Source organism: Clostridium puniceum, from assembly GCF_002006345.1.
Classification (GTDB): Bacteria; Bacillota; Clostridia; order Clostridiales; family Clostridiaceae; genus Clostridium; species Clostridium puniceum.
On record NZ_LZZM01000230.1, the window covers coordinates 1 to 23129 of the forward strand.

The 23129-nt window shown below is 27.2% G+C and carries 28 protein-coding genes; 7 read left to right on the top strand and 21 right to left on the bottom strand.

The window, feature by feature from the left end; all coding sequences use genetic code 11:
- Positions 1-103: 103 nt before the first annotated feature.
- The 3 genes from CLPUN_RS24510 to CLPUN_RS27845 all read right to left on the bottom strand — a co-directional run bounded on the left by CLPUN_RS24510 (position 104) and on the right by CLPUN_RS27845 (position 852).
- On the bottom strand, positions 104-268 hold the full coding sequence (locus CLPUN_RS24510) for an aspartyl-phosphate phosphatase Spo0E family protein (protein WP_158078832.1): 165 nt from the start codon (positions 266-268) through the stop codon (positions 104-106).
- A 117-nt stretch (positions 269-385) separates the two neighbouring features.
- Complete coding sequence (locus tag CLPUN_RS24515; RefSeq protein WP_077849829.1) at positions 386-598, bottom strand: hypothetical protein; 213 nt, start codon at positions 596-598, stop codon at positions 386-388.
- Between the two features lie 101 nt (positions 599-699).
- Positions 700-852 (bottom strand): hypothetical protein, encoded by a 153-nt coding sequence (locus CLPUN_RS27845; protein ID WP_158078833.1) that lies wholly within the window; start codon positions 850-852, stop codon positions 700-702.
- Positions 853-991: 139 nt separating this feature from the next.
- On the opposite strand from CLPUN_RS27845, the gene CLPUN_RS24520 reads away from it, so the two are divergent.
- From CLPUN_RS24520 to CLPUN_RS24530, 3 genes are all read left to right on the top strand, one after another.
- Positions 992-1345, top strand: coding sequence for a helix-turn-helix domain-containing protein (locus CLPUN_RS24520; protein WP_077849830.1), 354 nt, complete (start codon positions 992-994; stop codon positions 1343-1345).
- A 379-nt stretch (positions 1346-1724) separates the two neighbouring features.
- Entirely contained in the window at positions 1725-2114 is a 390-nt protein-coding gene (locus tag CLPUN_RS24525) for a helix-turn-helix domain-containing protein (RefSeq protein WP_077849831.1), read from the top strand.
- A gap of 19 nt (positions 2115-2133) precedes the next feature.
- On the top strand, positions 2134-3624 hold the full coding sequence (locus CLPUN_RS24530) for a recombinase family protein (RefSeq protein WP_077849832.1): 1491 nt from the start codon (positions 2134-2136) through the stop codon (positions 3622-3624).
- Positions 3625-3789: 165 nt separating this feature from the next.
- Here CLPUN_RS24530 and CLPUN_RS24535 read toward each other — a convergent pair whose 3' ends face one another.
- A complete protein-coding gene (locus tag CLPUN_RS24535; RefSeq protein WP_077849833.1) occupies positions 3790-5529 on the bottom strand; it encodes a FapA family protein in 1740 nt (579 codons plus the stop codon).
- Positions 5530-5560: 31 nt separating this feature from the next.
- A complete protein-coding gene (locus CLPUN_RS24540) occupies positions 5561-5833 on the bottom strand; it encodes an EAL domain-containing protein (RefSeq protein ID WP_242954246.1) in 273 nt (90 codons plus the stop codon).
- A gap of 254 nt (positions 5834-6087) precedes the next feature.
- Between CLPUN_RS24540 and CLPUN_RS24545 the strand changes: the two genes are divergently transcribed.
- Positions 6088-6567 carry a CarD family transcriptional regulator gene (locus tag CLPUN_RS24545; RefSeq protein WP_077849835.1) on the top strand — a complete coding sequence of 160 codons (480 nt, stop codon included), beginning with the start codon at positions 6088-6090 and terminating at the stop codon, positions 6565-6567.
- 295 nt (positions 6568-6862) lie between these two features.
- Complete coding sequence (locus CLPUN_RS24550; protein WP_077849836.1) at positions 6863-7270, top strand: secondary thiamine-phosphate synthase enzyme YjbQ; 408 nt, start codon at positions 6863-6865, stop codon at positions 7268-7270.
- Between the two features lie 144 nt (positions 7271-7414).
- On the opposite strand, the gene CLPUN_RS24555 is transcribed toward CLPUN_RS24550, so the two are convergent.
- The 6 genes from CLPUN_RS24555 to CLPUN_RS24580 form a co-directional block, all read right to left on the bottom strand.
- A complete protein-coding gene (locus tag CLPUN_RS24555) occupies positions 7415-7618 on the bottom strand; it encodes a heavy-metal-associated domain-containing protein (protein ID WP_077849837.1) in 204 nt (67 codons plus the stop codon).
- Positions 7619-7687: 69 nt separating this feature from the next.
- On the bottom strand, positions 7688-8257 hold the full coding sequence (locus tag CLPUN_RS24560) for a nitroreductase family protein (protein WP_077849838.1): 570 nt from the start codon (positions 8255-8257) through the stop codon (positions 7688-7690).
- A 17-nt stretch (positions 8258-8274) separates the two neighbouring features.
- Positions 8275-8952, bottom strand: a complete 678-nt coding sequence (locus CLPUN_RS24565; RefSeq protein WP_077849839.1) for a GTP pyrophosphokinase — start codon at positions 8950-8952, stop codon at positions 8275-8277.
- A 132-nt stretch (positions 8953-9084) separates the two neighbouring features.
- Positions 9085-9579 carry a 3D domain-containing protein gene (locus CLPUN_RS24570; RefSeq protein WP_077849840.1) on the bottom strand — a complete coding sequence of 165 codons (495 nt, stop codon included), beginning with the start codon at positions 9577-9579 and terminating at the stop codon, positions 9085-9087.
- A gap of 295 nt (positions 9580-9874) precedes the next feature.
- Complete coding sequence (locus CLPUN_RS24575; protein WP_077849841.1) at positions 9875-10057, bottom strand: DUF1858 domain-containing protein; 183 nt, start codon at positions 10055-10057, stop codon at positions 9875-9877.
- 288 nt (positions 10058-10345) lie between these two features.
- The gene (locus tag CLPUN_RS24580) at positions 10346-10999 is read right to left on the bottom strand and encodes an HAD-IA family hydrolase (protein WP_077849842.1); all 654 of its coding nucleotides are present in this window, start codon (positions 10997-10999) and stop codon (positions 10346-10348) included.
- Between the two features lie 241 nt (positions 11000-11240).
- Between CLPUN_RS24580 and CLPUN_RS24585 the strand changes: the two genes are divergently transcribed.
- Both CLPUN_RS24585 and CLPUN_RS24590 read left to right on the top strand, forming a co-directional pair.
- On the top strand, positions 11241-11786 hold the full coding sequence (locus CLPUN_RS24585; RefSeq protein ID WP_077849843.1) for an NADH peroxidase: 546 nt from the start codon (positions 11241-11243) through the stop codon (positions 11784-11786).
- Positions 11787-11827: 41 nt separating this feature from the next.
- Entirely contained in the window at positions 11828-12145 is a 318-nt protein-coding gene (locus CLPUN_RS24590; protein WP_077849844.1) for a DUF1540 domain-containing protein, read from the top strand.
- Between the two features lie 161 nt (positions 12146-12306).
- Here the strand turns inward: CLPUN_RS24590 and CLPUN_RS24595 are convergent, their stop codons facing one another.
- The 10 genes from CLPUN_RS24595 to CLPUN_RS24630 all read right to left on the bottom strand — a co-directional run bounded on the left by CLPUN_RS24595 (position 12307) and on the right by CLPUN_RS24630 (position 22943).
- Complete coding sequence (locus tag CLPUN_RS24595) at positions 12307-13032, bottom strand: WYL domain-containing protein (protein WP_242954247.1); 726 nt, start codon at positions 13030-13032, stop codon at positions 12307-12309.
- A 35-nt stretch (positions 13033-13067) separates the two neighbouring features.
- Complete coding sequence (locus CLPUN_RS28985; protein ID WP_242954248.1) at positions 13068-13337, bottom strand: hypothetical protein; 270 nt, start codon at positions 13335-13337, stop codon at positions 13068-13070.
- The gene (locus tag CLPUN_RS24600) at positions 13315-14481 is read right to left on the bottom strand and encodes a WYL domain-containing protein (protein ID WP_242954249.1); all 1167 of its coding nucleotides are present in this window, start codon (positions 14479-14481) and stop codon (positions 13315-13317) included. The genes CLPUN_RS28985 and CLPUN_RS24600 overlap by 23 nt, the downstream gene beginning before the upstream one ends.
- 572 nt (positions 14482-15053) lie before the next feature.
- A complete protein-coding gene (locus CLPUN_RS24605; RefSeq protein WP_077849846.1) occupies positions 15054-16055 on the bottom strand; it encodes a nucleotidyltransferase domain-containing protein in 1002 nt (333 codons plus the stop codon).
- 128 nt (positions 16056-16183) lie between these two features.
- On the bottom strand, positions 16184-17407 hold the full coding sequence (locus CLPUN_RS24610; RefSeq protein ID WP_077849847.1) for an RtcB family protein: 1224 nt from the start codon (positions 17405-17407) through the stop codon (positions 16184-16186).
- A gap of 26 nt (positions 17408-17433) precedes the next feature.
- Entirely contained in the window at positions 17434-17586 is a 153-nt protein-coding gene (locus tag CLPUN_RS27850; protein WP_158078834.1) for a hypothetical protein, read from the bottom strand.
- Between the two features lie 41 nt (positions 17587-17627).
- On the bottom strand, positions 17628-19079 hold the full coding sequence (locus tag CLPUN_RS24615; protein ID WP_077849848.1) for a TROVE domain-containing protein: 1452 nt from the start codon (positions 19077-19079) through the stop codon (positions 17628-17630).
- A gap of 451 nt (positions 19080-19530) precedes the next feature.
- Positions 19531-19971 carry a GNAT family N-acetyltransferase gene (locus CLPUN_RS24620; protein ID WP_077849849.1) on the bottom strand — a complete coding sequence of 147 codons (441 nt, stop codon included), beginning with the start codon at positions 19969-19971 and terminating at the stop codon, positions 19531-19533.
- 18 nt (positions 19972-19989) lie between these two features.
- Positions 19990-20481 carry an HD domain-containing protein gene (locus CLPUN_RS24625; protein ID WP_077849850.1) on the bottom strand — a complete coding sequence of 164 codons (492 nt, stop codon included), beginning with the start codon at positions 20479-20481 and terminating at the stop codon, positions 19990-19992.
- A 443-nt stretch (positions 20482-20924) separates the two neighbouring features.
- A complete protein-coding gene (locus CLPUN_RS24630) occupies positions 20925-22943 on the bottom strand; it encodes a methyl-accepting chemotaxis protein (RefSeq protein ID WP_077849851.1) in 2019 nt (672 codons plus the stop codon).
- Positions 22944-23129: the final 186 nt, after the last annotated feature.

A 23129-nucleotide genomic window follows, 5' to 3' on the forward strand; every position in this document is an offset into this window, starting at 1 on the left:
TAAAGTTGCTGATAAAAAGATATAAAGCTCTTCATCAAAGTAACCAGCATTAACTCTTTCCTCTAATTCTTCTAACGGAAAATCAACACCAAATTCAAGCATTTTACTGTCTCCTCTCATTTTTAATTATTTTTCTGAAATAATGTTCGTTCATGTATTCATCTAAAATTTGACTAGCTGCTAATGCCTCTACAGAATTATTTCCATACTGTTGTATAGCATCATGCATATTTTGCCTTAGCTCCTCACCTCTTTTATCCATTTCCATATGCATTACCTCCAATTGCTTATCTTTTTTATTCCTCTTTTCTACTCCATGTAACAGTAACTTTTAAATTTTCTCTTTTACCAATTAACTTGTGATTAAGTGTATGCTTGTACTCTTTTAATCGTTGTCTCTAAATTTATGATTTTCTCTTCCCATCCATTCTGGAAAACTGTTAAAGAATCGTTCCCATGCTGCTGCTTCTTTTGAAGGATTTAATATAACTACATGCTTTATCATTTCATCATCAAAATCAAATTCTCTAGGAATTTCTTTAAATCCCTCATCTTTAACTGGTGTTTCAATACTAGTATTTTTCTTTTTTTCTTTCAATTAATTCAACTCCTCTATTTAAAACTAATTATTTTTGACTGCTCTTGAACTCTTAATTCAAGAGCAATTCTTTTAACTCATTCATAAAATTGCCTTTACTACTAATTAAGTTTTTTAGTTTGCATGCCAGCAATAATGCCCTGAACAAAAATACATACTTTTTCTTGCTTTTCTTTTGATAATTCTGCGACTTCTTCCATTAAATTTTGAAAATCAATTAATCCATTCTTTTCTATCTCTTTAGTTTCTAACATTTTAATTTCTCCTTTCTTAACTTCATTTTCATGTTGTCTATGGTTACATTATAGTTACCCATGGTTATATTGTCAATACATTTTTGTTGACTTTGGTAATTTTTTTATGCTAATATCATTTTAAGTGAGGTGATAAATTATGAACGAACGTTTGAAATCCATAAGATTTAATTTAAAGATTAACCAAGAATCTTTTGGTGCTAGATTAGGCGTTACTAAAACGGCTATCTCTAGGCTTGAAAACGGTGAACGCAAACTAACTGAACAAATGATAAAATCTATTTGTCGTGAATTTAATGTCAATGAAAATTGGTTAAGAACTGGTGGGGAATCCATGTTTAACGAATTATCAAAACCAGAGCTTGTTGCTAACATTGTTGGAAACATTTTAAAATCTGATGATGAATTTATTCAAAATGTTTTCATTGCACTTGGTCAAATGTCTAGCGAAGAATGGGCAAAAGTAAAAGAGTTTGTAAATAAGATAAAATAAAAGAGCAACTAAATTTAGTTGCCCTTTTATTTATCAGTTATCCCAGTAATAAATTGATATATAATTTTTAACTTTCTTTCATCTCTAATATTAATCAATAATTTATAAATTTTCTTTCTTATCTCCTCCATAATTATCCCCTTCTATTATTTTTTCTTAATTCTTATATTTTTATTGTATTTTAATTATACTTAATTTTTCATATTTGTTAAGCTTAATATATGACCATTTTTATTCATTTATTCATCAATGTTCATATAATTCTTTGTTTTTCTCCGTTTTTTAACTCCACATATTTATTAATTTTTTCAAAATTCCATTCTTGACTTTTCAAAAATGAAAAGTTACAATATAATAGTATTTAAAAGGAGGATCAGAAATGTTTTGTGAAAGATTAATAAATTATAGAAGCAGCTTAAAATTATTAAAACGAGAATTTGCAGAGAAGCTAGGTGTTAGCGAAAGTTATTATAATATGATAGAGAATGGTAAAAGATCACCATCAAGCTCTTTTTTGCATAAATTAGTTGCCTTAAGTGAGAAGCCAGAAGAATTTTGGCTATACGGAGTTAATCAACAAGAGTATATAACTTCTAGAGACGATTTTAAAGCTACAAAAAAGGCAACTGAACAACTAATAGATCTAGGACTAATAAATGATGTAGATAGTCTATTTAAAGGGACTTATAAAGAAGGGACACTCGAAGAACTTTTGATAGCAGCATTAAAGAACGATATTGAATATCTTATAAAAAAGAAAACTAAATAGTAAGAAAGGATTGATTTTAATGAATAAGATTGCTATATATACTCGTAAATCTGTATATGTAGAAAACTCTGAAAGCATAGAAACTCAAATTACTTTATGTAAAGAATATTTTAAATCTAAAGGAGACTGTACGATTGAAGTATTCGAAGATGAGGGATTTAGCGGAAAAAACACTAATAGACCAGCTTTCCAACGTATGATGAAGGAGGTAAAACTAGGGAATTTCGATGTTGTTGCAGTTTATAAAGTTGATAGAATTGCTCGTAATATTGTAGATTTCGTTAAAATTTATGATGAACTTGAAGTTTTAGATGTTAAATTAATTTCTATAACAGAAGGATTTGATCCATCTACCCCCATGGGAAGAATGTTAATGATGATTTTAGCTAGCTTTGCTGATATGGAAAGAGCAAATATAGCACAAAGAGTAAAAGATAATTTATTGCAAGTTGCTAAAAAGGGTGCTTTTACTGGTGGGAAACTTCCATTTGGTTGCACTACCGAAAAAAGAGCAGATGGGAAAAGTTATTTAATAATTAGTGATATTAAAATGATACAAACTGCATTTGATATATATTTAGAAACTGGCAACTTATATGCCACTCATAAAAAGATGATTGAATTAGGATACAGTATAGCTACAAAGCTTAGTATGAAGGGTTTATTGACTAATCCTAGCTATTGTGAATCAACTAAAGAAGTTTCTTATTATTTAAAGAAAAATGGATATGAAATAGTGGGCAATCCCAACGGTAATGGATATATGACTTATGGTTGTCGTTCCGGAGAACCAATTGCTATTGTAGGGAAACATAAACCATGTATACCCGCAACACAGTTTTTAAAAGTTCAAAATCTTTTGGATATAAATAAAGAAAGGGCTAAAAAGTCCAGCAAAGACAGTAAAATACATTGGCTAAGCACGTTAGTAAAATGTCCTGTCTGTGGCCAAAATTATATACTAGTGAATAACGGAAAGAAATCTTATTATGTTTGTACAAATAGGTTGCAATCAGCAGGTAAACTAAAAGACATTGGAGAAAAATGCAAAAATAGTGCCTATGTCGATGTTCCAAAATTAGAGAATGGAGTTAAAAAATTAGTTTTAGGTTTAAATGATTATGAAAAATTCATAGATTCATATAAAAAGGAAAGATTGCAAATTAAAGATAGTGTTAAAATACAGGAATCCATCAATAATAATGAAAAAATAATTAATGGTTTAGTTGATAAAATTTTAGTTCTTTCTACAGCAGCTAGTACGCCTTTGTTGAATAAAATAGAACAATTAACCGAAGAAAATTCAAAATTAAAATTATCCCTTGAAATAGAAAAATTAGCAGAAATAGAAAATGAAGTTGCTAAAGGGAATAAAGAATATACTTATAATAATATTTTGGAGTTTTCAAAATTAGAAAATCCAGAAGAAATGAAAAATAAAATAAGATTAATATTTAAAAAGATAATTTACGATCCTATTGAAAAGAAAATAAAAATTGAATACCTATAACCATAAATAATATTTTGTATGGCTATAGGTAAGTATTTATCGGTATCGGTTTGTATACGCATGTAGAAACTTTCCAACCATTATATCGGAAATATACGAGTCTTTTGTATGAACTGTTTATTAATTATATCACATGAAAACTTTTTGTACAAACTTCTAACCCAATTAAACTGATGATCTAACTATTTCAATTTGTCTGGTTTCTGAATTAAAATGTGCATTAATATTTTCATAATCCTCTTCTAAAAGCATTTTTACCTTTCCAAAACAAAGAATTGTATTTTTAAATGCTAAAGCAGCACTTATTCTCCCATATTCAGGCACCATCAATATTGTTTGTACGTAAGCTCTGCTTCCTACAATTCCTCCACTAATATTTTCTCCTGCTGATAGTATTCCCCCTCTTGCAACAGAATCAACTTTAGTAAAAATTATATCTTTCATAGCACTAAGTCTAGAAATGTACTCTCCTTGACCTCCTATTATAATATTTCCTGTTGCCTTTATATCACAATCTTGACAATATCCTATTCTTATATCTAATGGAACTACTATATTTTTATCATAATAGTCTATCTCATTATCTAATATGTTCACAAGAGTAAATAAATCATTTAACGAATTCAAATTTAAAATATTATATCCTAATATATTTTCTTTAATATAATCTACAAGCTTATTCCTTTTTGTTTTGTTTTTTATGTTTAAGGAAACTATATTTAACGCTAACCTTTGAAAATCTCTAAAATCACTTTCAGTTAATGTCCTTATAAAATCACTACTTTCAAACTTCTTACTGTTTAAATTTAACTGTTCTATAGCCTCAATCATTTTTAATATAACATTTTTAAATTCCCCTAAAACATCTGCATATTCTTTCTTTCTTATATCTATTTGTCCAGATAAAATCTTTGAATTAATTGCATTTCCGAGTATAGTTATTTCACCGCCAGTAACTACGTTTGAAGTATTCACATTTTGACTTACATCTAAAGAACCTCCGGCGTTTACAGACATATTGTCATCAACACTATCGTATACTTCTATATCTCCATAAAATTTAATATTACAGGTACTCATATTCACAGATTCTACCGTATAAATTGGATTAACACTGACATTTTTATTAGCTATATGTGCTTTTCCATCAATAAGTGCTATTATATAATTATCTCTAATTTCACATCCACTAGCTGCATTAATCGGCATCTTTCTTATATACTCTCTCTTGACTACTTGTCCCAAAACAGTTCTTCCATCTTCTCCAGTTACTTCTTGAATTATTTCTGCAATCTTATCTCCTGCATTAACATTTGAAATTCTAAATAAATTTTTATAATCAACATTTTCATTAGAATCAATGTCTGGAAACATCATTTGAGTTGGCGTAAAAAATAATTTTATTTCACTAGGTATATCTTTAATTATTTTTTTACCTTCCGCAATTAAAAATTCTCCAGAACATCCTTCTAAAGCTAATTCCAAATTTTCTTCTAAAATCCCATATACTACTCCCTTTTCCTTTAGTATACTTTTCAGTTCTGAAACAGTAAAATATTCCGGTTCATTTTTAGATACTATTTCAGTAGATATGGCCAAATTTAAAAATACTCCTCTCTCTTTTAATTTATATTCAATTTCAGGTGTATATTCTACTGTGATATATGCTTTCATCTTATCGTCTGAAATAATAACATTTACTTCTCTATTAGATTCTGTTTTCTCACAAATACATGTTATTTTATCTTGTGAAGTTACTTCATAGCTTTTATAATTCTCACATTTATTACCGTTAATAAATAAATTTATATTTTTACGAGCTTTTATAGTTATAGACTCATTATTTAAACCATCTACTACTATTATTTCTCCATTAACAACCTTAGCTCCCACTTCTTTTTCCATAATTATCCCCCAAAATAAAAATTATATTTTATTAATTTCTTTTTAATTTTTCATTTATCTGCAAGACTTCTTTAACCAGTTTCTCACTTATTCCTAGTGGAATAAATTCCGGTTTGCTAAAGTAATATCCCTGTAGATAATCTATGTCAAATTCCATAAGCTTTTCTAATTCTTTTTTCGTTTCAACACCTTCTGCTATAATTTTAATGTTTCTTTGTTTAGCATAGGAGATAAGATTCTTAGAAATTTGCTGTCTATATAATTCAAATATGATTATAGGGTAAATTTGATTTAATTTCCACAAAATAATTAAGATTGATTCATAATTCTTTTCCTCTTAACCCTTCATTTCATTATCTAAAAATAATAATATTTATTCTTGAAATTTTATTTTGAATAAGTTTTATATCAAGGAAAAATTTTATCCATTCATAAACTTTTTTTATATTTTCATTAAACTTTATTGACACAGCATTTATTATATGATATATTAAAATTTTACTTTTTCACTTGATAATGTTATAATAAAAATATACTAATTTATGGAGGTGTATTTTTTTGTTTTCAATTGGAGATAAAGTCGTTTACCCAATGCAAGGCATAGGTGTTATTGAGAGAATCGAAGATAAAATTTTTTCAGGCAAGAATAGAGAATACATAATAGTTAAAATCCTATCAAATAATCTTGAAATAATGATTCCAAGTGATAAAATATTAAATTCAAATTTACGTAAAATTTGTGATAATTCTACTTTAGAAGATATATTATTTAATATATCTTCTAAAAATAATGAATTGCACTCTACATCTGCCAAAGAAAGATATCAAACAAATATGACTAAGGTAAAATCGGGTTTGTTAAAAGACAGTGCTGAGGTAGTTTATGATTTAATTCTTATGAACAAAGAGAAATCTTTAAATAGTAGTGAAAAACAACTGTTTAATACTGCTCGCAAATTTTTAGTTGAAGAAGTTTCTCTTATTAAAAATATTAGTGAAACTGAGGCTATAAATTTCTTAGATTTAAATCTTAACTAAATAGTCACTTAACAATACAATGAATAGTTTTGAATTTCATGGCTTAAACCTGTTAAACAAATATATAACATGTAATAAATTCTTTGCTATATATTTGTTTAATAGGTTTAATTATTTTTAACACGTTTATAATTTAATCTATAACTATGAATAATGAAATAACATATCAGAATTTAATTAATAAAAAATATGTTGCAATTTTTATTCTTCAATAAAATTAGTTAACAATTTTTAGTTTTACTGTAGATTGTTTTTGCAACTTTTATAATATTACTTGCTTTTAAGGAGGCTTTATATGTGCAATTTATTCAAACATTCTATTGAGATAAAATCTACACAAACACTGCTAGATATTACTTATTATATAAATGATGATATTAAATCTAGTAAAATCAAAGATGGAATTATAGTTGTTTATTGTCCTCATACTACAGCTGGAATAACTATAAATGAAAATGCTGATCCAGATGTAATTCATGACTTAATATATGGATTTGAAAAAGTATACCAAACTTCTGATTCTAACTACAGACATTTTGAGGGAAATTCTCATGCTCATTTAAAATCTTCTACTGTAGGAGCTTCACAAACCCTTATTTTAAATGATGGAAAATTAGTTTTAGGCAGGTGGCAAAATATATATTTTTGTGAATTTGATGGTCCTAGAGACAGAACCTTTTATGTGAAAATATTACAAGGTTAATTTGTTACTAATCTATTTTAAATTCTAGTCTTACTTATCCTATTATACATAAAAGTTCCATAGAGGATTTTTTATCTATCCTCTATGGGACTTTTTAATCATCATTTGACTAAAAAACTCATCACTTTCTGTACAACTCAATAATTATTGCACACTATGACCTGTATTTTCTATACAGCTTCTTATTTCTTCTTGAGTTGCAGGTTTATTGTACATAACCTCAACACTTCCACGTCCAAGATCAACACAAACATTAGAAACCCCCTCAATTTTTTCGAGTGCATTTTTAACTTGTGTCTTCATATTTTCATTAATTAATCCATCAACAATATAGTGTTCTCTTTCCATATATACTATCTCCTTTTTATAAAAATTCACAAGTATAGTATGTTCAAAATCACTTTATTATATCATTATTTAATCTAAAATTAATTCGTATAATGTTCTTTTAGGTACATGATGAACTTCATTTTCATCTCTCCAATATTTAACATCTCCAGTTTCACTAATTTCTTCAATAACTACTTCTTCCTTTGGATATCCCAATGCTAACACCAAAATAATTTTATATTTTTCATCTAATTTCAACGTTTCTGATAAATTCTTCCTATCTAGATTTCCAATAATGCAGCCACCAAGTCCTTTTTCAACTGCGCCAAGTAGAATACTTTGCACCGCTATACCTTGATCTTGTGGACTCCCTATACCAATACTACTATCTTGAACTATTACTACATAAGCACTTGGCTTTTCTCCATCTTTAGGTCCATCCCAATCTTTATAATATCCAGCCCAACGTATATGTTCATATATTTTATTATTTCTTTCTTCTGTATTTTCTAAAATATATTTTAATGATTGAATATTTCCTCCCGAAGGTGATAATCTTGCTAAATCAACTAACTCTATTAAAGTACTAGTTTCAATTAACTTATCTTGATAAAACCTTCTATATGATCTATTTTTTAATATAAAATCTTTTATCATTCTATCTTTCCACCTATCTACCTTAATTTTTCAACTTGTTTTTGTATATCCTGCATCCTCATATCTGTTGATGCTATAAGATCAGCACATTCTTTTAAATCTTGTGTTATATGAACTGGACTTTCACCTGATTTTTTATAATATAATTTATGTTCTAAGCTTGCCCAAAAGTCCATTGCTATTGTTCTTATTTGAACTTCAACCTTAACTAATTCTTCATGATCTGAGAAAAATATAGGAACTTCTACAACCAAATGAAGGCTTCTGTATCCATTTGGTTTTGGATTCTTTATATAATCTTTCTCTTCAATTAATTTAATGTCATCTTGTCTCGTAAGCATTTCTGCAATATCATATATATCACCAACAAAGGAGCAAATTACTCTTATACCTGCAATATCATTTAAATTTTTTTTAGCAGACTTAATACTCATTTCAAAATCTCTGCGGCGAAGCTTTTCCATAATACTTCCAGGTGTTTTTACCCTAGACTTCATATATTCTATTGGATTTCTTTTTCGTCTTATTTTAAGTTCATCATCTAAAATATCTAATTTAGTTTTAACTTCTTTTATAGCTGAACGATAAATAAGCAAAGTTTCATTCATTTCTTCAACTTTTTCTTCAACCATATCTGGTGATATATTAATATCTTCACCAAAAAATACTTTTTCATTTTCTTTCAACTGACTCATAAGATTTTTTTCACCCCTCAGTCATTCTAACTGTTTTTCAACAAATTCTATGTATCTTTGTATATTTTCTTTCTTTATTTCCTTTCACTAACATAATTTTAATTGAATATATAAAAAACTTCAAGCTACTTATTATTTCATTAAATAAACCGTAGCTTTTTTCCTTCCAAATTTTTCAACTTCCTCATGTGTTTTTAACCATATATCTATTATATGAGTGCCATCATTTTTTACTATAACAGCTCCACCTCTATCTTCAGCATCAAATATTCCATCTTCCTTGTAACCCTTTAAATCCGGAATATATATTTTGCTTCCCAATGCTATATCTTTAGGCGCAGCAATAATACCTACTCTAGTATGTGTCTGCATTGCAGTTTGTGACCCCCATGCTTCCGAACATATCTTACAATTACAATAAGCTGTTAACTCAGCTTTAATTGGAGTAGATATTTTAATTAAACAATCTTCAGTACTATTGCTTTCATTATTACTATCATTGTCTTCTTGAGCTATTGATTTACTGTTCATTTCATCAAATATCACCTTAAAATATGCTGAAACTCCCCCTAAAACAATTGCTAAACATATGTACGTAATACATACATATTTCCCTAACTTAGACAATAAACCATTCCTTTCCACTTATTATACAACTATAATAGTTTTTATGACTATAATATAATAATTTTACATTATATATTATTATATTATATGTTTTCATGTTTTCAAAGTTATTTGTACATATTATTTGCAAAGCAACGAATACTTGATTTATTTAACTATTAAATATATTAAACTTATGTTATGTATAGTAAATAAATTATATATGTTTATTTACTGCAACATATATTATAAAAAGTCCATAGTATATTTATAACATACTACGGACTTTTTATAATATTAAATTTAAATCATTCAATTATGAATTTAATGCAGCTAATAATTCTTCCAAGTTTAATCCATGAACCTTTGAAGCTTCTTCAATTGTTTCAGCTTGAGCTGATGGACATCCAACACATCCCATTCCGAACCCCATTAAAATTTGTGGTGCATTATCCTTTATTCTGATTATTTCTCCTATTGTTAAATCTTTAGTTATCATATTTACATATCTCCTCTCATTTATATCAATAAAATTATATTTAAGATAAAATTTTTATATTTGTAATTTATGTTGTTTATCTTTAATCTTATTATATAACTTAATTCACTTTATTTCTGTAACCAATGTTACGTCTTTATTGTTAATAATTATGTAAAATTATATTTTTAAAATCAACATTTTTTAGTATATATGTTGCAATTATATTTCCACATATAAATTATTTGCAGATAATTATAATTACAAGTTTTTAGATGTAGATTTATTATTGCAACATATGTATTTTTATTAAAGAAGATTATTTAACAGTTCATTTGGAGTCTTTACTATGTACTCTGCTCTCGCCTGTGTTAGTTCGATTACATCTCCATATCCATAAAGAACTCCTATTGATTTAATATTATTTTCTTTTGCTCCAATAATATCATGTTCTCTATCTCCTACCATAATTGTCTTTGATAGCTCCAAAACTTTAGCTCCTTCTAAGGCATACTTTATAACATCACCTTTTTTTACTCTTGTTTCTTCAAAGTCAGCTCCAGCTACAAAATTAAAATACTTATCTATCTTAAAATATTTAAGAATTTGTTTAGCATACACCTCTGGTTTTGATGTTGCGAGTATAATTTTTTTATTGTTTTTTTCAAGGGTATCTAAAAGTTCTACTATTCCATCATATAAATTATTTTCATAAATACCTTTTTCAGTATAATATTCTCTATATTTTTTCAATCCAATTTCTGCTTTTTCATCATCAAAATTATAATATCTCTTAAATGAATCTTTTAATGGCGGTCCTATAAATTTATTTAAATCTTTCAAATTATCTACTAAAATGTCAAAAGATTTTAATGCATATTGAACTGATTTAGTTATTCCCTCTCCAGAATCAGTAATTGTTCCATCTAAATCAAATAATATGTATTCAAAATTATTATTCACGTAAAAATTCCTCCTAATGTATTTATTCTTTATTATCTATATAAATTATACCATATTCGAGCATATATGTTCTAACATAACTATATTCTAAAAATGCTAGTTATCATATTCTTATATAAAAAAATCAATAATTTAATAACGTATTACTAATAATTTTTCTTTTATAAGGCAATACTATTTCTTAGGTTCTATAATACCTATAAAATATAAGAAAACAATAATAGTTTATGGAGGGATTTTAATGAAGAGATTTATTTGTACTGTGTGTGGCTATATTCATGAAGGCAATGAACCACCTGAAATTTGTCCTATTTGTAAAGTAAGTTCTGACAAATTCAAGGAAATGAATGATGAATTAAATTTTGCTGATGAACATAGAATTGGAATTGCTAATGGCCTTAATGATGAATTATTAGAAGGATTAAGAGCTAATTTCATGGGTGAATGTACTGAAGTTGGAATGTATTTAGCAATGTCTCGTCAGGCTGATCGTGAAGGTTACCCTGAAGTTGCTGAAGCATATAAGAGAATTGCATTTGAAGAAGCAGAACATGCTTCTAAATTTGCAGAAATCTTAGGTGAAGTTGTAGTTGCTGATACTAAGTCTAATTTAAGTGCTAGAGTTGAAGCCGAATATGGTGCTTGTGAAGGTAAAAAGAAACTTGCAACTATAGCTAAAGAAAACAATTTAGACGCTATACATGATACAGTTCATGAAATGTGTAAAGATGAAGCTAGACATGGAAAAGCATTTAAAGGATTGCTCGATAGATACTTTAATAAATAATACTATAAATAAATTAAGATTTAGTGAAAGGAGTGTTTTTTATGCAAAGAATTAATTGTGATGTAATTAATTGTTCACATAATAAAACTGGTATTTGTTATTCAAACAGAGTTGATATTGGAGGTGTATCCGCAAGTAGTGACCGTGGAACTTGTTGCGGTTCATTTTTAAATGAATCTTTATATAGTGATTTAACTAATAATACAAATTCTAAAGGGCAATGTGATTCTCTCACTTGTAACGTAGAAAGCTGCACTCATAACTATAATAGACTTTGTGATTTAAACTCTATAAACGTATCTGGAAATGGAGTTCAAATATATTCTGAAACAAGATGTTCTAGCTTTGATTATAAATAATAACTATTATATAAAGTATATAAATCTTTAGTATAATAATCAAAAAGGTAAGTTAAGTCCTATAATTTCATTAATTGAACTTACCAATTCAGTATGCAGATATAGCTCACTCTGCATACTGAATTTTTATTTTTTTTGAAACACTAAAACTTACTACCTTGTTAAATTTTTTGGAGCAAAAATGCTTCTCTAATATTTTCAACAATAATTTCCTTAACCCTCTTAGGAGATTTCACTTTAACATATGGACCTAGAGACATTATTTTTCTTATAACATCTGCTTCTTCAAAAGCATAATAATAAATGTCTATTTCATATTTATTTTTTGAAATAGCCCTAGAGCTCCTTTCAAAAGATGAAAAACTCATAAAGCATCTTTCCATAGCTCCCCTAATATCTTCAAGTTCAATTGTAATTGGGGTTTCAGAGTATTTCTTTTCCTTTAAATTTTTTAGCACATCTTCTCTATTTATTTCTAAATTTATATTTTCTGATATTTCAATATCCTTTTCAGCTATTTTGACATCTTTTAATGTATGTAAATTTACCATTATAGATCTTTCTTCTTTGAAAGAATAAAGCGAAGCCCTAAACTTATTATCTTTTAATGAATACTCAATTCTAATCGGAAGTGCTAATTGGTTTTTATATTCATTACCATTCTTATCTATGTTAGTATATATAATAGGCTTCTCTTTAATTATTCCGTCTAAAATAATATAAAAATCTTCTTGAAATTTTTTAAGATTATACTGAAAAGGACTTTTTACCTTATTTGTGAATTCTATCATGTCATTGCTGCCTTCAGTTACACCTTCTAAAGCTTTTTCTAATTTTTCTAATATTTCCTTCCCTAGCAATGCTTGTACTACAGGTTCTTTAATCATTCCATTAAGCCAAGACTTTTCTAGTTTTGAAAATCTTACTTTAAGAGGTATATTTTTTGATTATTTAAAATACTATAAAATTTACTTTCTCTTTCCTTTAATAAATTTAAATTATCTAAGCCTTCATATTCATTTAAAAACATTCCTTCAAAAGTATTAAAGTCTTTACCTACTACTTTTTCTTCATATTCTTCCTGTTCAATAAGTTTTATAATTTCATCCCTATCAAGTCCATCTTTAGCTAAATTTAAAATTCTAAATATAAGATGAAAATACTTATTTTTATATTCGTGAAACAACTCCATAATTCTTTAGCATATCCTCCCAATCCTTTTCAATTTTTTTATCAAGCCATTGTGGAGAAATAACTTTTAAAAATCCTCCATACTTTCTGATCCAAGGAATCATTTCCCAAGAATCATTTACTTCCTTTTTCAATAAATATTCAAAATCATTTCTCTTTTTAAATGTGCACTCACCTAATTCACCTTTTATTTTTTCAACTATATAATAATTTTGTAAAGAGTTAATCTTAACTTTGAATTCCACTTCTTCATATGGAGCATTATTGTTACGAGGTACACTTGAAAAACTTTTTTCCATGGAGGACTTATACTTTTCTTTATATTCATCATAATTAAACTTTGTTTTTAAAACTTCAACATCATCTTTTCTGTCAATCCTTGCACTTACACATCTTCCCTTATTAGTAAATGAAAATACATAAAACCTTCCACATTCAATATCATATCTAAGTTTGAATGGCTTAACAATTTCATTATCATATTTTTTAGCTCTTGTAACTTTCGAATCACTTTTAAGTATAATCTCATTTCTATTTTCAATTGCTCTCATAATTTTCAAAATTAATTCTTCTTCAATTATAGGATGAAAATGTAAATTTTTATATTGAAAACGATCTTTATCTTTTGGAATTATATTTCTTTCAAATTCCATATAATCTTTTAATGTATCATAAAAATAATGTCCACTTACATTAGGAAAAATAATATTTTTATACAAATCAATTATGTAATAAAGTTTTTCAACTTCTTGATTATTAAGTTCTTTTAATATGTCTTCACAAATGTAATACTCTTTAACTCGACCTCTTTTCTTAAAAGACACCATCTCCATAGAATTTGACATTTCATTAAGCTTTCTTTCAATGGTTTTGCTGCTTATATTTTCATAATCAATGAGTTCATTATTGACTAATTCATTTTCAATTTCTGAGAATGTCATCGGCTCATCTTTATAGTTTAAGACTAAAAGCAAATAATAATATAAAATAATATCTAATTTCGTAAAACTCTTACTTAAATATGTATTTACTAAGAAATTTTTTGTGTTTGAAATATCATCATAACTTAAACTTAGAAGTTTATTTTTACCATCTCTATCTATTTTAATAAAATCATTCTCAATATATTGTCTAATTCTCCGCATTTCATAGCTAACTTTTCTTGAACTACCATGATTTTTATTTTCTAAATCACTCTTTGAAAAACAACCATATAAAAAAACATCTCTAAGTATTGAACGTATTAGATCATAATGCTTAATAAAATCTGGAAAAATACAATCTCCTCCTTTTAATTATTTTTCTTAAAACTAAATTTTGCCAGCATTCCTTGTGCATGAAATTCCCGGTCTATAAATAATTCTTTACAATCAGCATATTTAATGTACTTCTAAGCGTTTATAGTATATTTATAACATATTATAAACTTTTATAATATGGAATTGGGGGAAAATTAAATATGAAAATACTATTTTTTAATGAATCACTTAAAAAACTGGCTTTACTACTGGTGTAATGAAATGTATTTAAGAACGAATTGATTCAATACATACTGTTGAATAGATACACGCATATGGTTTGCACACTAAGCCTTTCCTAGCCTGTTTGCCGTATAGACCTAATTAAAACTACACCTATTAGAAGTTAAAATTCATAGCAAATTGGTTTGTCTTAATGAAGGCATCTAAAAATGATTTTTTCATTTTGAAACATCTCCTTATTTATTATAATAATCTTCATATAAAGAAATCAATAATTCTTCTACCCGTTCTTTATTAGGCTCTTTAGGCAATATGGTTCTAATTGATGCCTCTTTAAACTTAAAATCATATACCTCTACCATCTTGAATAATTCATCATAACTATACTTACCTTTTCTAATATCCATTAATAAATCATGTTCTTCTACACGATATGTATTAATTTCATGTGTATTCAATATTTCAGCTCCCATAATAAGCAGTCTTATTAAGTGCATAGCATGCTTTAAAAGTTTTCCATCATCTTTTTTTCTATTTCTATGATTAAGCTTGTCATGATCACGGATAATATTACTCATTTCTGAATATATGCTTACAAAATCTCTTAATGAATATTTATCTATATGAATATCCATTAATATCTCTGCTTCCTTGTCTTGCTTGCTAGATTTATCAATATATAAATTTATACTTCCTTTATGGAATTCTGTATAATTAGATGAAAAATGATTCATTTGACTATTCACTGTAGCAAGTATATGCTTTTCTTTTTCCTCTTGTGGATACTGGTCCCTTGTTAATGCATTTTGTAACCTTCTTAATTGTGCTGTAGCATAATTACCAAAAGTATTTATTATTCTTTTTGATAAAAACAGTTCTTTATTTTTACGCAATGTCTCCCCATACTTATTCACATAAATAATATGCTCATCTTTAGTTCCTAACAGCTCAAGGATATTAGGATTTCCTTTTAATGCTAATGAAACAAATTTCTTAAACCCATATATAACGGTATCTGTTTCTACATCTTCAAATTGTTCAAAACTTTCAAATCCATAAATGCTTTCTTTTCTTTCTATTGCTATTCCTCTTAAATCTATATCACTATGATCTAAATTAGTTCCATAACCAATAGAACCTGAAAGTGTTAAATAAATTATATTATCGGCTAAATTTTCATTTGAATTGATAAACTTATATTCCTCTTTATTTAAAATATCTTTTGTTACTGCACTCATTATACCCTCCATAATGATTATTAAGAATTTTTTGAAAAAATTCATTCAAAATATATAATACTCTTTTTTAATGAGCATTTATAACCTCTGGAATAATTCTATAAATATAGTTAATGTAAAAACACTACCTATCCTTGAGCCTTAAAATTATAAATCGGTTTAATTATTTCAATAATATCAACTGTTTCAGAAATATTATCAAGAATTTCTTCTTTAGACTTATAAGCCATTGGAGCTTCATCAAGGGTAGCTACTGTAACTGAAGTTGTGAATATCCCTTCCATTGAAGCTTTAAAATCTTCAAACTTAACTTCTTGCTTAGCTTTAGTCCTACTCATGATACGTCCTGCACCATGAGGTGCACTATAATTCCAATCTGGATTTCCTTTTCCTATGGCAATTATACTTCCATCTCTCATATTAAGTGGAATTAATACTTTTTCACCTTCATATGCTGATATGCTTCCTTTTCTGATTATATTGTCTTTAAAATTTATGTAGTTATGAATTGTAGAAAATGATTCAAATTCTTCAAATCCTTTTCCTAGTAATTTCTTTAAAATTATATCTGCCATTGTTTCTCTATTTAAAGTAGCATATTGCTGGCATATATTCATATCATGTAAATATTCATCTTTATAATTACCATTTAAAAAGCATAATCCTCTTGGATAGCTTGGCATTAAATTATTATATAATGCGTCTAACTCTTTTAATGCTTTTTGAATTTCTTTTCTACGCCCTTCAGCCTTATATTCTTCAATTATTTTATCTCTTTTAATAAAATACTCTCCCTTACCACTACATAAATCTATAGCCAAGTTTTGATACATACTAGCCACTTGATTCCCTAAATTTCTGCTTCCAGAATGTATTACAAGATACTTTGTACCATCAGTACTTTCATTAATCTCAATGAAATGATTTCCACCACCTAAAGTGCCAATACTTCTTTCAATTCTTTTAGTATTTTTTAAGTTTCTATAGCATTTTAAATCTTGTAATTGTGGAAATTTAGCAACTTTGCCTTTATGAACATTCATTCCTGATGGAATATTTTCATGTATAATTTTATCTAAGTTTTCTAAATTGAAATCCATCTTTCCTAAATTTACAGTTAACATTCCACATCCAATGTCAACTCCTACAATGTTAGGTATAACCTTGTCCCCTAAATCAGCTGTAAATCCAATAACACTTCCTGCTCCTTTATGAGTATCTGGCATAATTCTAACTTTGCAGCCTTCTACAAAAGGCTGATTACATAATTCTCTCAATTGTTCTATTGCTTCTATTTCTATATTATCGGTAAATACTTTTGCAGTATTATATTTTCCTTTAACTTCTAACATATATTATCTTTAGTGAGATAGTGTCTTCAATTACACAAAATCACTAAATATTCACTCCCTTTCCTTTTGTTTGTTTTTCTAGATATAAAATATTTATACTCTGCTAAGAAACTTCTATAGTAATTTTCATTTTTTTCAACATTAATATCAATGATGTATTCTCTTATCTTTACTTTCATAATTTTGATCTCCTATTTAATATAGATACAATACTATGACTCTATACTACTTTTTCATTAATTTCCTTAAAATAATAATTTTCAATTTTTTCTTTTATAGTATCTAGTCCCTTTTCTACATTTGGTATAAATTCTAATATTTTTTCATTCCAGCCTGCAATTATATTTACTTTCTCTCCTTTAAATTGTTGAGTACCATAACCTAAAAGGTCAATTGCATGAATCCAGACATTAGGATTTACCTTTTTTCTATATTGATTTATATAAATCTGACATACTCTATCATATCCGCTATTTATCTCATTATCTGATAATAGTACTATTCTATCTACATAGATTTTATTTTGTAGCAAATATCTAATTGGCAGTGAAAGGTCAGTTCCCCCCCATGTAGGCTTTATGAATTTTGCATTAGCAATTATTCCATTTTTAGTGGCAAGTGATGTTAACTTAAAGCTTGTATCAAAAGTACTTGTTATAGCCTCATGACAAATGCTATTTGCTATTGACATTAGTAGAGTACCTATTTCAGCACAAGTCATATCACTTTTTTGACTTACTCTATTGCTCATGGAACCTGAAACATCAGTTGATATGAAAGTCTTACCACTTAGTCTTTCTATATTACTTGTAGAATATCTAATTGCTGTTTCTAAAACGTCATAAATTTTTGAAGTACCTACGCCTTCATGAGATAATCCGTTAAAAGCTGAATAATATCTAAAAGGTAGTTGCTTGCTCTTTTTAACCCTATTTTCGCTTTCTAAAACTTCATATACCTTATTTATATTATCTGGATTAGCTTTAATAATATTTCTCAAATTACGAAGGATTGCCATATAGCCAAGCTTATTGCTTTCAATTAACTTCTCCCATGTACTCTTGTTGTTGCCTTCACTTGAAAGCATTATTTCCCAGGTAAATGGTATTTCTAAATTGTCCTCAAGAAGCCTTTTAAACATCTTGCTTTGCTCATTATTATTTGGCTTTGGATGCACCAAATTTACTATGTCCTTAAGCTTAATTTCTTTTGCACTATTATATTTTGCAAGGGAAAATTCATCAAATCTTAAAAAGTAATCACCTAATCCTTTTTTTGAAGAATTTGGAATTAGCTTACCATATATATTTAAATAATAACTTAAAATTTCAGCCATATCATCTACTCTTTCAACTACTTGATTTAAAACTCTTCTAATATACTTTTTGCCTTGAACATCATAAGCAAGTTCTGAAACCATAACATGCGAAATACTTCTTAAATGAATTTCCTTTCTAGCATATATAGCTAAATTGGCTACAAATTTGGGATCTATTTTAATAACTTTTCTCAAATCATTCACTATTTCTAAAGAATTATCTCCATAAAATTTCCCTTCATTGAAGAAGCTTGTTAAAACTTCAGTAATTAGCTTTTCCTTTAGTTCCATTTTTAAAGCCACATGACCCTCTATATTTTTTGTTGTATTTTTAAAAATATTAAACTTTGACATTTTAATTTGCTCCTTTCGATTTGGAAGTTTGGCACAATTAAAAAATGATGGATAATATAACAATTTTATAAGGAGAAAAACTATTTAAGTATTTAGTGCTCTACCAACTGAGCTACTTATAATCCCTCTGGATTATAAGACCGGAATCGAACCGATGACATCTATCGTTAACATCGAAGTAACTTAAATATACACTGCCTTATTAATTTGTTTCCTAACTACAATATTAATTATATTCTTTATTAAAATTTCTTACAGACAAAAACTTTGCATCCTTTGGATTTATTTCTAATATTTACACAAACGAAATAGTCTGCGTTTTCTTAAGTCAATGATTTTATTATATCATCTTTAAGTTTACACAGACTATTTTTAACTTTTGGAACCGTTCCTATAGTTTCCTTTTATTATTTTCATGAATATTTTTCTTGCAGATTTTACAAAATTATTTTCAAATTTCTTTTCCCATCATTACCATATCTTCAAAACTTTCAAATTCATGTTTTTTATAAAAACCTTCTGTACCATCGCCTTTAGATGTAAATAAAATAATTTTATCTATACCTTTATTCTTTAATCTATTTGCGAATTCTTCAATAAGTTGTGAACCTATACCTTTACCCTTAAGTTTTAAATCCACACAAAATTCTTTAATATGAAAATGCATACCATTATAATAATATTCATGATTTCCAAGTATCATTCCTACTATTTTTTCCTCTTCATAAACAACAAGTCCATCAAAGCCTTCACAATTTATCATTTGAGAAATACGTTTAGATGCGCTTTCAATAGTCCACTGATCATTCCATGGTTTGGAATTAAAAGCCCCCACATAAATTTCAGCTATTTCTTTAATATGCTCCTTAGTTAATTCTTTATATTTAAGCACGCTTTCTTCCTCATCTCTTCATAAATATAAATTTGTTAAAAATTCAGTTCCTGATTTTGTTTTAAAATATTTTTCCTTAATACTTTGAATTTGAGGACCTTTTATTTCATCTTCATAAATATTAACTAAGAAATCAGCTTCAATTAATATTTGATAATCGATTCCATCAATTTTACTATATGTATGATGATGCCCTACTAAATAACAAATTCTATCTATAAATTTCTTATCAAATTTAAATTTTAATAATATTTCTCTTGCAACTGGAGGCCCTTCAATCTCTTGATAATTTCCAGCAGATGAGTTATATTTTTCTTCACTTATCTTGATTCCTATATCATGCATTACAGCTGCTACTTCTAAAATATCTTGAGTTTCTTCATTTAATTCTTCCAATTCTCCTATGGACTTAGCAAATGAATATACCTTCAAAAAGTGATTGACTCTTCTTGGATCTTTTGAATAATAGCTAATCATTTCATTTATTATAGTACTTATTTTTTCTTTCATAACATTTTTAGTGCGGATTATTTTATCTTAAAAAATCCATCACCAAAGTTCACCTTCTTCCTATTAATATATACTAATAATTATTATACTAATTATTAGTATATATTAATATAGATAACACTATAAAACTAACTATTATAATATGATTTAAGTATTTTTTGATAATATTCTATACACATAGACACAAGGATTTCTAACCCATTTAAATGCACTGTAGTGATTTTAAGAATTAATATTTCTACTTTTTAAATAGTCAACTTTCTTTAGCAATATTAATGTTAGTTTGAACATATTTTGATATAAAAAAATATTAGAGAACTAATCGAATATAGTTCTCTAATATCCTATGAAACAATATTTTATTCTTTGCTTTTTAGACATGATCTCTAACGAACAACAATTTATGTTTAAATGCATCTACTATTTTTTTAATATTTTCAATCCTATATTTTAAATTTATCTACAGTATTTTTAAGATTACCAACAAGTTCTTCTAATTTATTTGTTGTTTCTCCAACTTGATGCATACAAGCCGTTTGTTCCTCATTTGATGCTGTAACTTGCTCTGTAGCTGCTGAATTTTCTTCAGTTATAGCAGCAACATTACTTATAACTTGATCTGTAGTATTAGCTTTATTAGCCATACTATTTGCTGCTTGTGATACTTCAGTTACGATAGAACTTATTTCATTAAATACTCTCTCTACTTCTTCAAAATTTTTACCAACTGTAGTTGTAACATCAACACCATGCATTACTTCGTTTGTACCTTTTTCCATTTTATCTGCTATACTTTCAATTTGTTTTTGAACTGCATTTATTAATTCTGCTATTTTACTTGATGCAGTACTTGATTGTTCTGCCAATTTTTTAACCTCTTCCGCAACTACAGCAAAACCTTTTCCTTGCTCACCAGCTCTAGCAGCTTCAATTGCTGCATTAAGTGATAACAAATTAGTTTGTTCTGCTATATCGCTTATTACATATACTATTTGTCCAATTTCCTTAGATTTTTCTAATAAGTTTTGTGTTTCATTAACATTATCACTATTAGTTAGAGCTATAGTTTTTATACTGTCTACGACTTCCTTAACCCCTTCTGAACCAGAAGTGCTTACCTTCTTTGATTCTTCAACAACGTTTATCATATAATTAGACTTTTTGAAAACTTCATCTATATCTTTAATTAATTCTTTTGTTGCATCTAGAGCCATACTAGCACTTTCAGCTTGCGATACAGCACCTTTTGCTATTTCCTGCATGCTTCTTGAAACTTCATCTGTTCCTCTTAATGATTCATCTGTAGCAACAACTAAAGTATCTGATAATAGACTTACTTCATTAGCCGAATTACTTATATCACGTATCATATCTTTAAGTTTAATAACTGTATTATTTAAGCTCTTTCCTGCTTTTCCAATTTCATCATTTGAAGCAACTTTTAATTGCTTTGTAAGATTTCCTGAAGCAATTTCTTCAGAAAATGCAGATAATTTAATTAGTGGTGATACCATACGCTTTGCTGCAATCATTATTATACAAACAAGAATAATAACAATTATTAAAGTAATTAAAAGTAGTGTAATCATTAATTTTTCAGAAGCAGCAAATAACTCATCTTCTGATATTACACTTGCTATATTCCATCCAGATAAAGAAACTTCATTATAAAATACAATAAAATTTTCTTTACCAGAACTAAATCTAAAGGTACCTGATTTCTTATCAAGCATTTCTTTCCCCAAAGATTTTATATTTTCATCTTCTACTTCTGCTATTTTACTTTTCATTACTAATTCTTCATTTGGATGTACAAGGATTGTTCCATCTTTTCCAACTAATAAACTATAACCTTTATCACCATATTTAAAAGCCTTAACCTTTTCTTGAATATAAGAAAGATTAACTGCTGATATCATTGTTCCTATAGATTTATCAGCTTCATTTTTAATAGGTACTCCTATTACCACCAATGTTTTTCCAGTTCCTTTTGATACTACTGGATTTGACATATTATAAGGGACTCCACTCATCAAGTCTTTATACCATGGCTTTTCAGATACATCTCCTGCCACAAAATTTCCATTTGAATATTGAGCTCTAGATATACCATCATTATTAAATAAAGTAGCTGCCGCATTATCATATTCACCAGGATAGTTTTTCTCTAAAAATTTAATTCTTTCTGAATTAAATTTATCAACAGCTTCAAGATTTGTTTCAATTTGTTTAGCTGTTGGAGTATTTGCTGCCCCTCTAACTTCAAGAAGTTTACCTTCCAACCATGTATTTACATTTTCAGACAATTCATGAGTTTCAGAAATTCTATTACCAATAATTTCATCTTGAATTGTTTTTCTAAATTGATATAATGCTGTTCCGCTTAAAACCAACATCCCAACAATAACTACAGGCAAGATACTAAGTAATAATTTAATTTTAAAAGATAATTTTTTAAACATTTTTATTCCCCCTTTAAAGTTAGTAGCTGCACATATGTCAGTTAGATATTTATGTAATTTAAGTATACACTGATAAATTTTACGAAGATATCATGTTATCATTACTAGCTATATTAATATATAAATTTCGACCATAAACGGCATATTTAGTTTTTTATTCTACTATTTAAATCATCTATATTATAA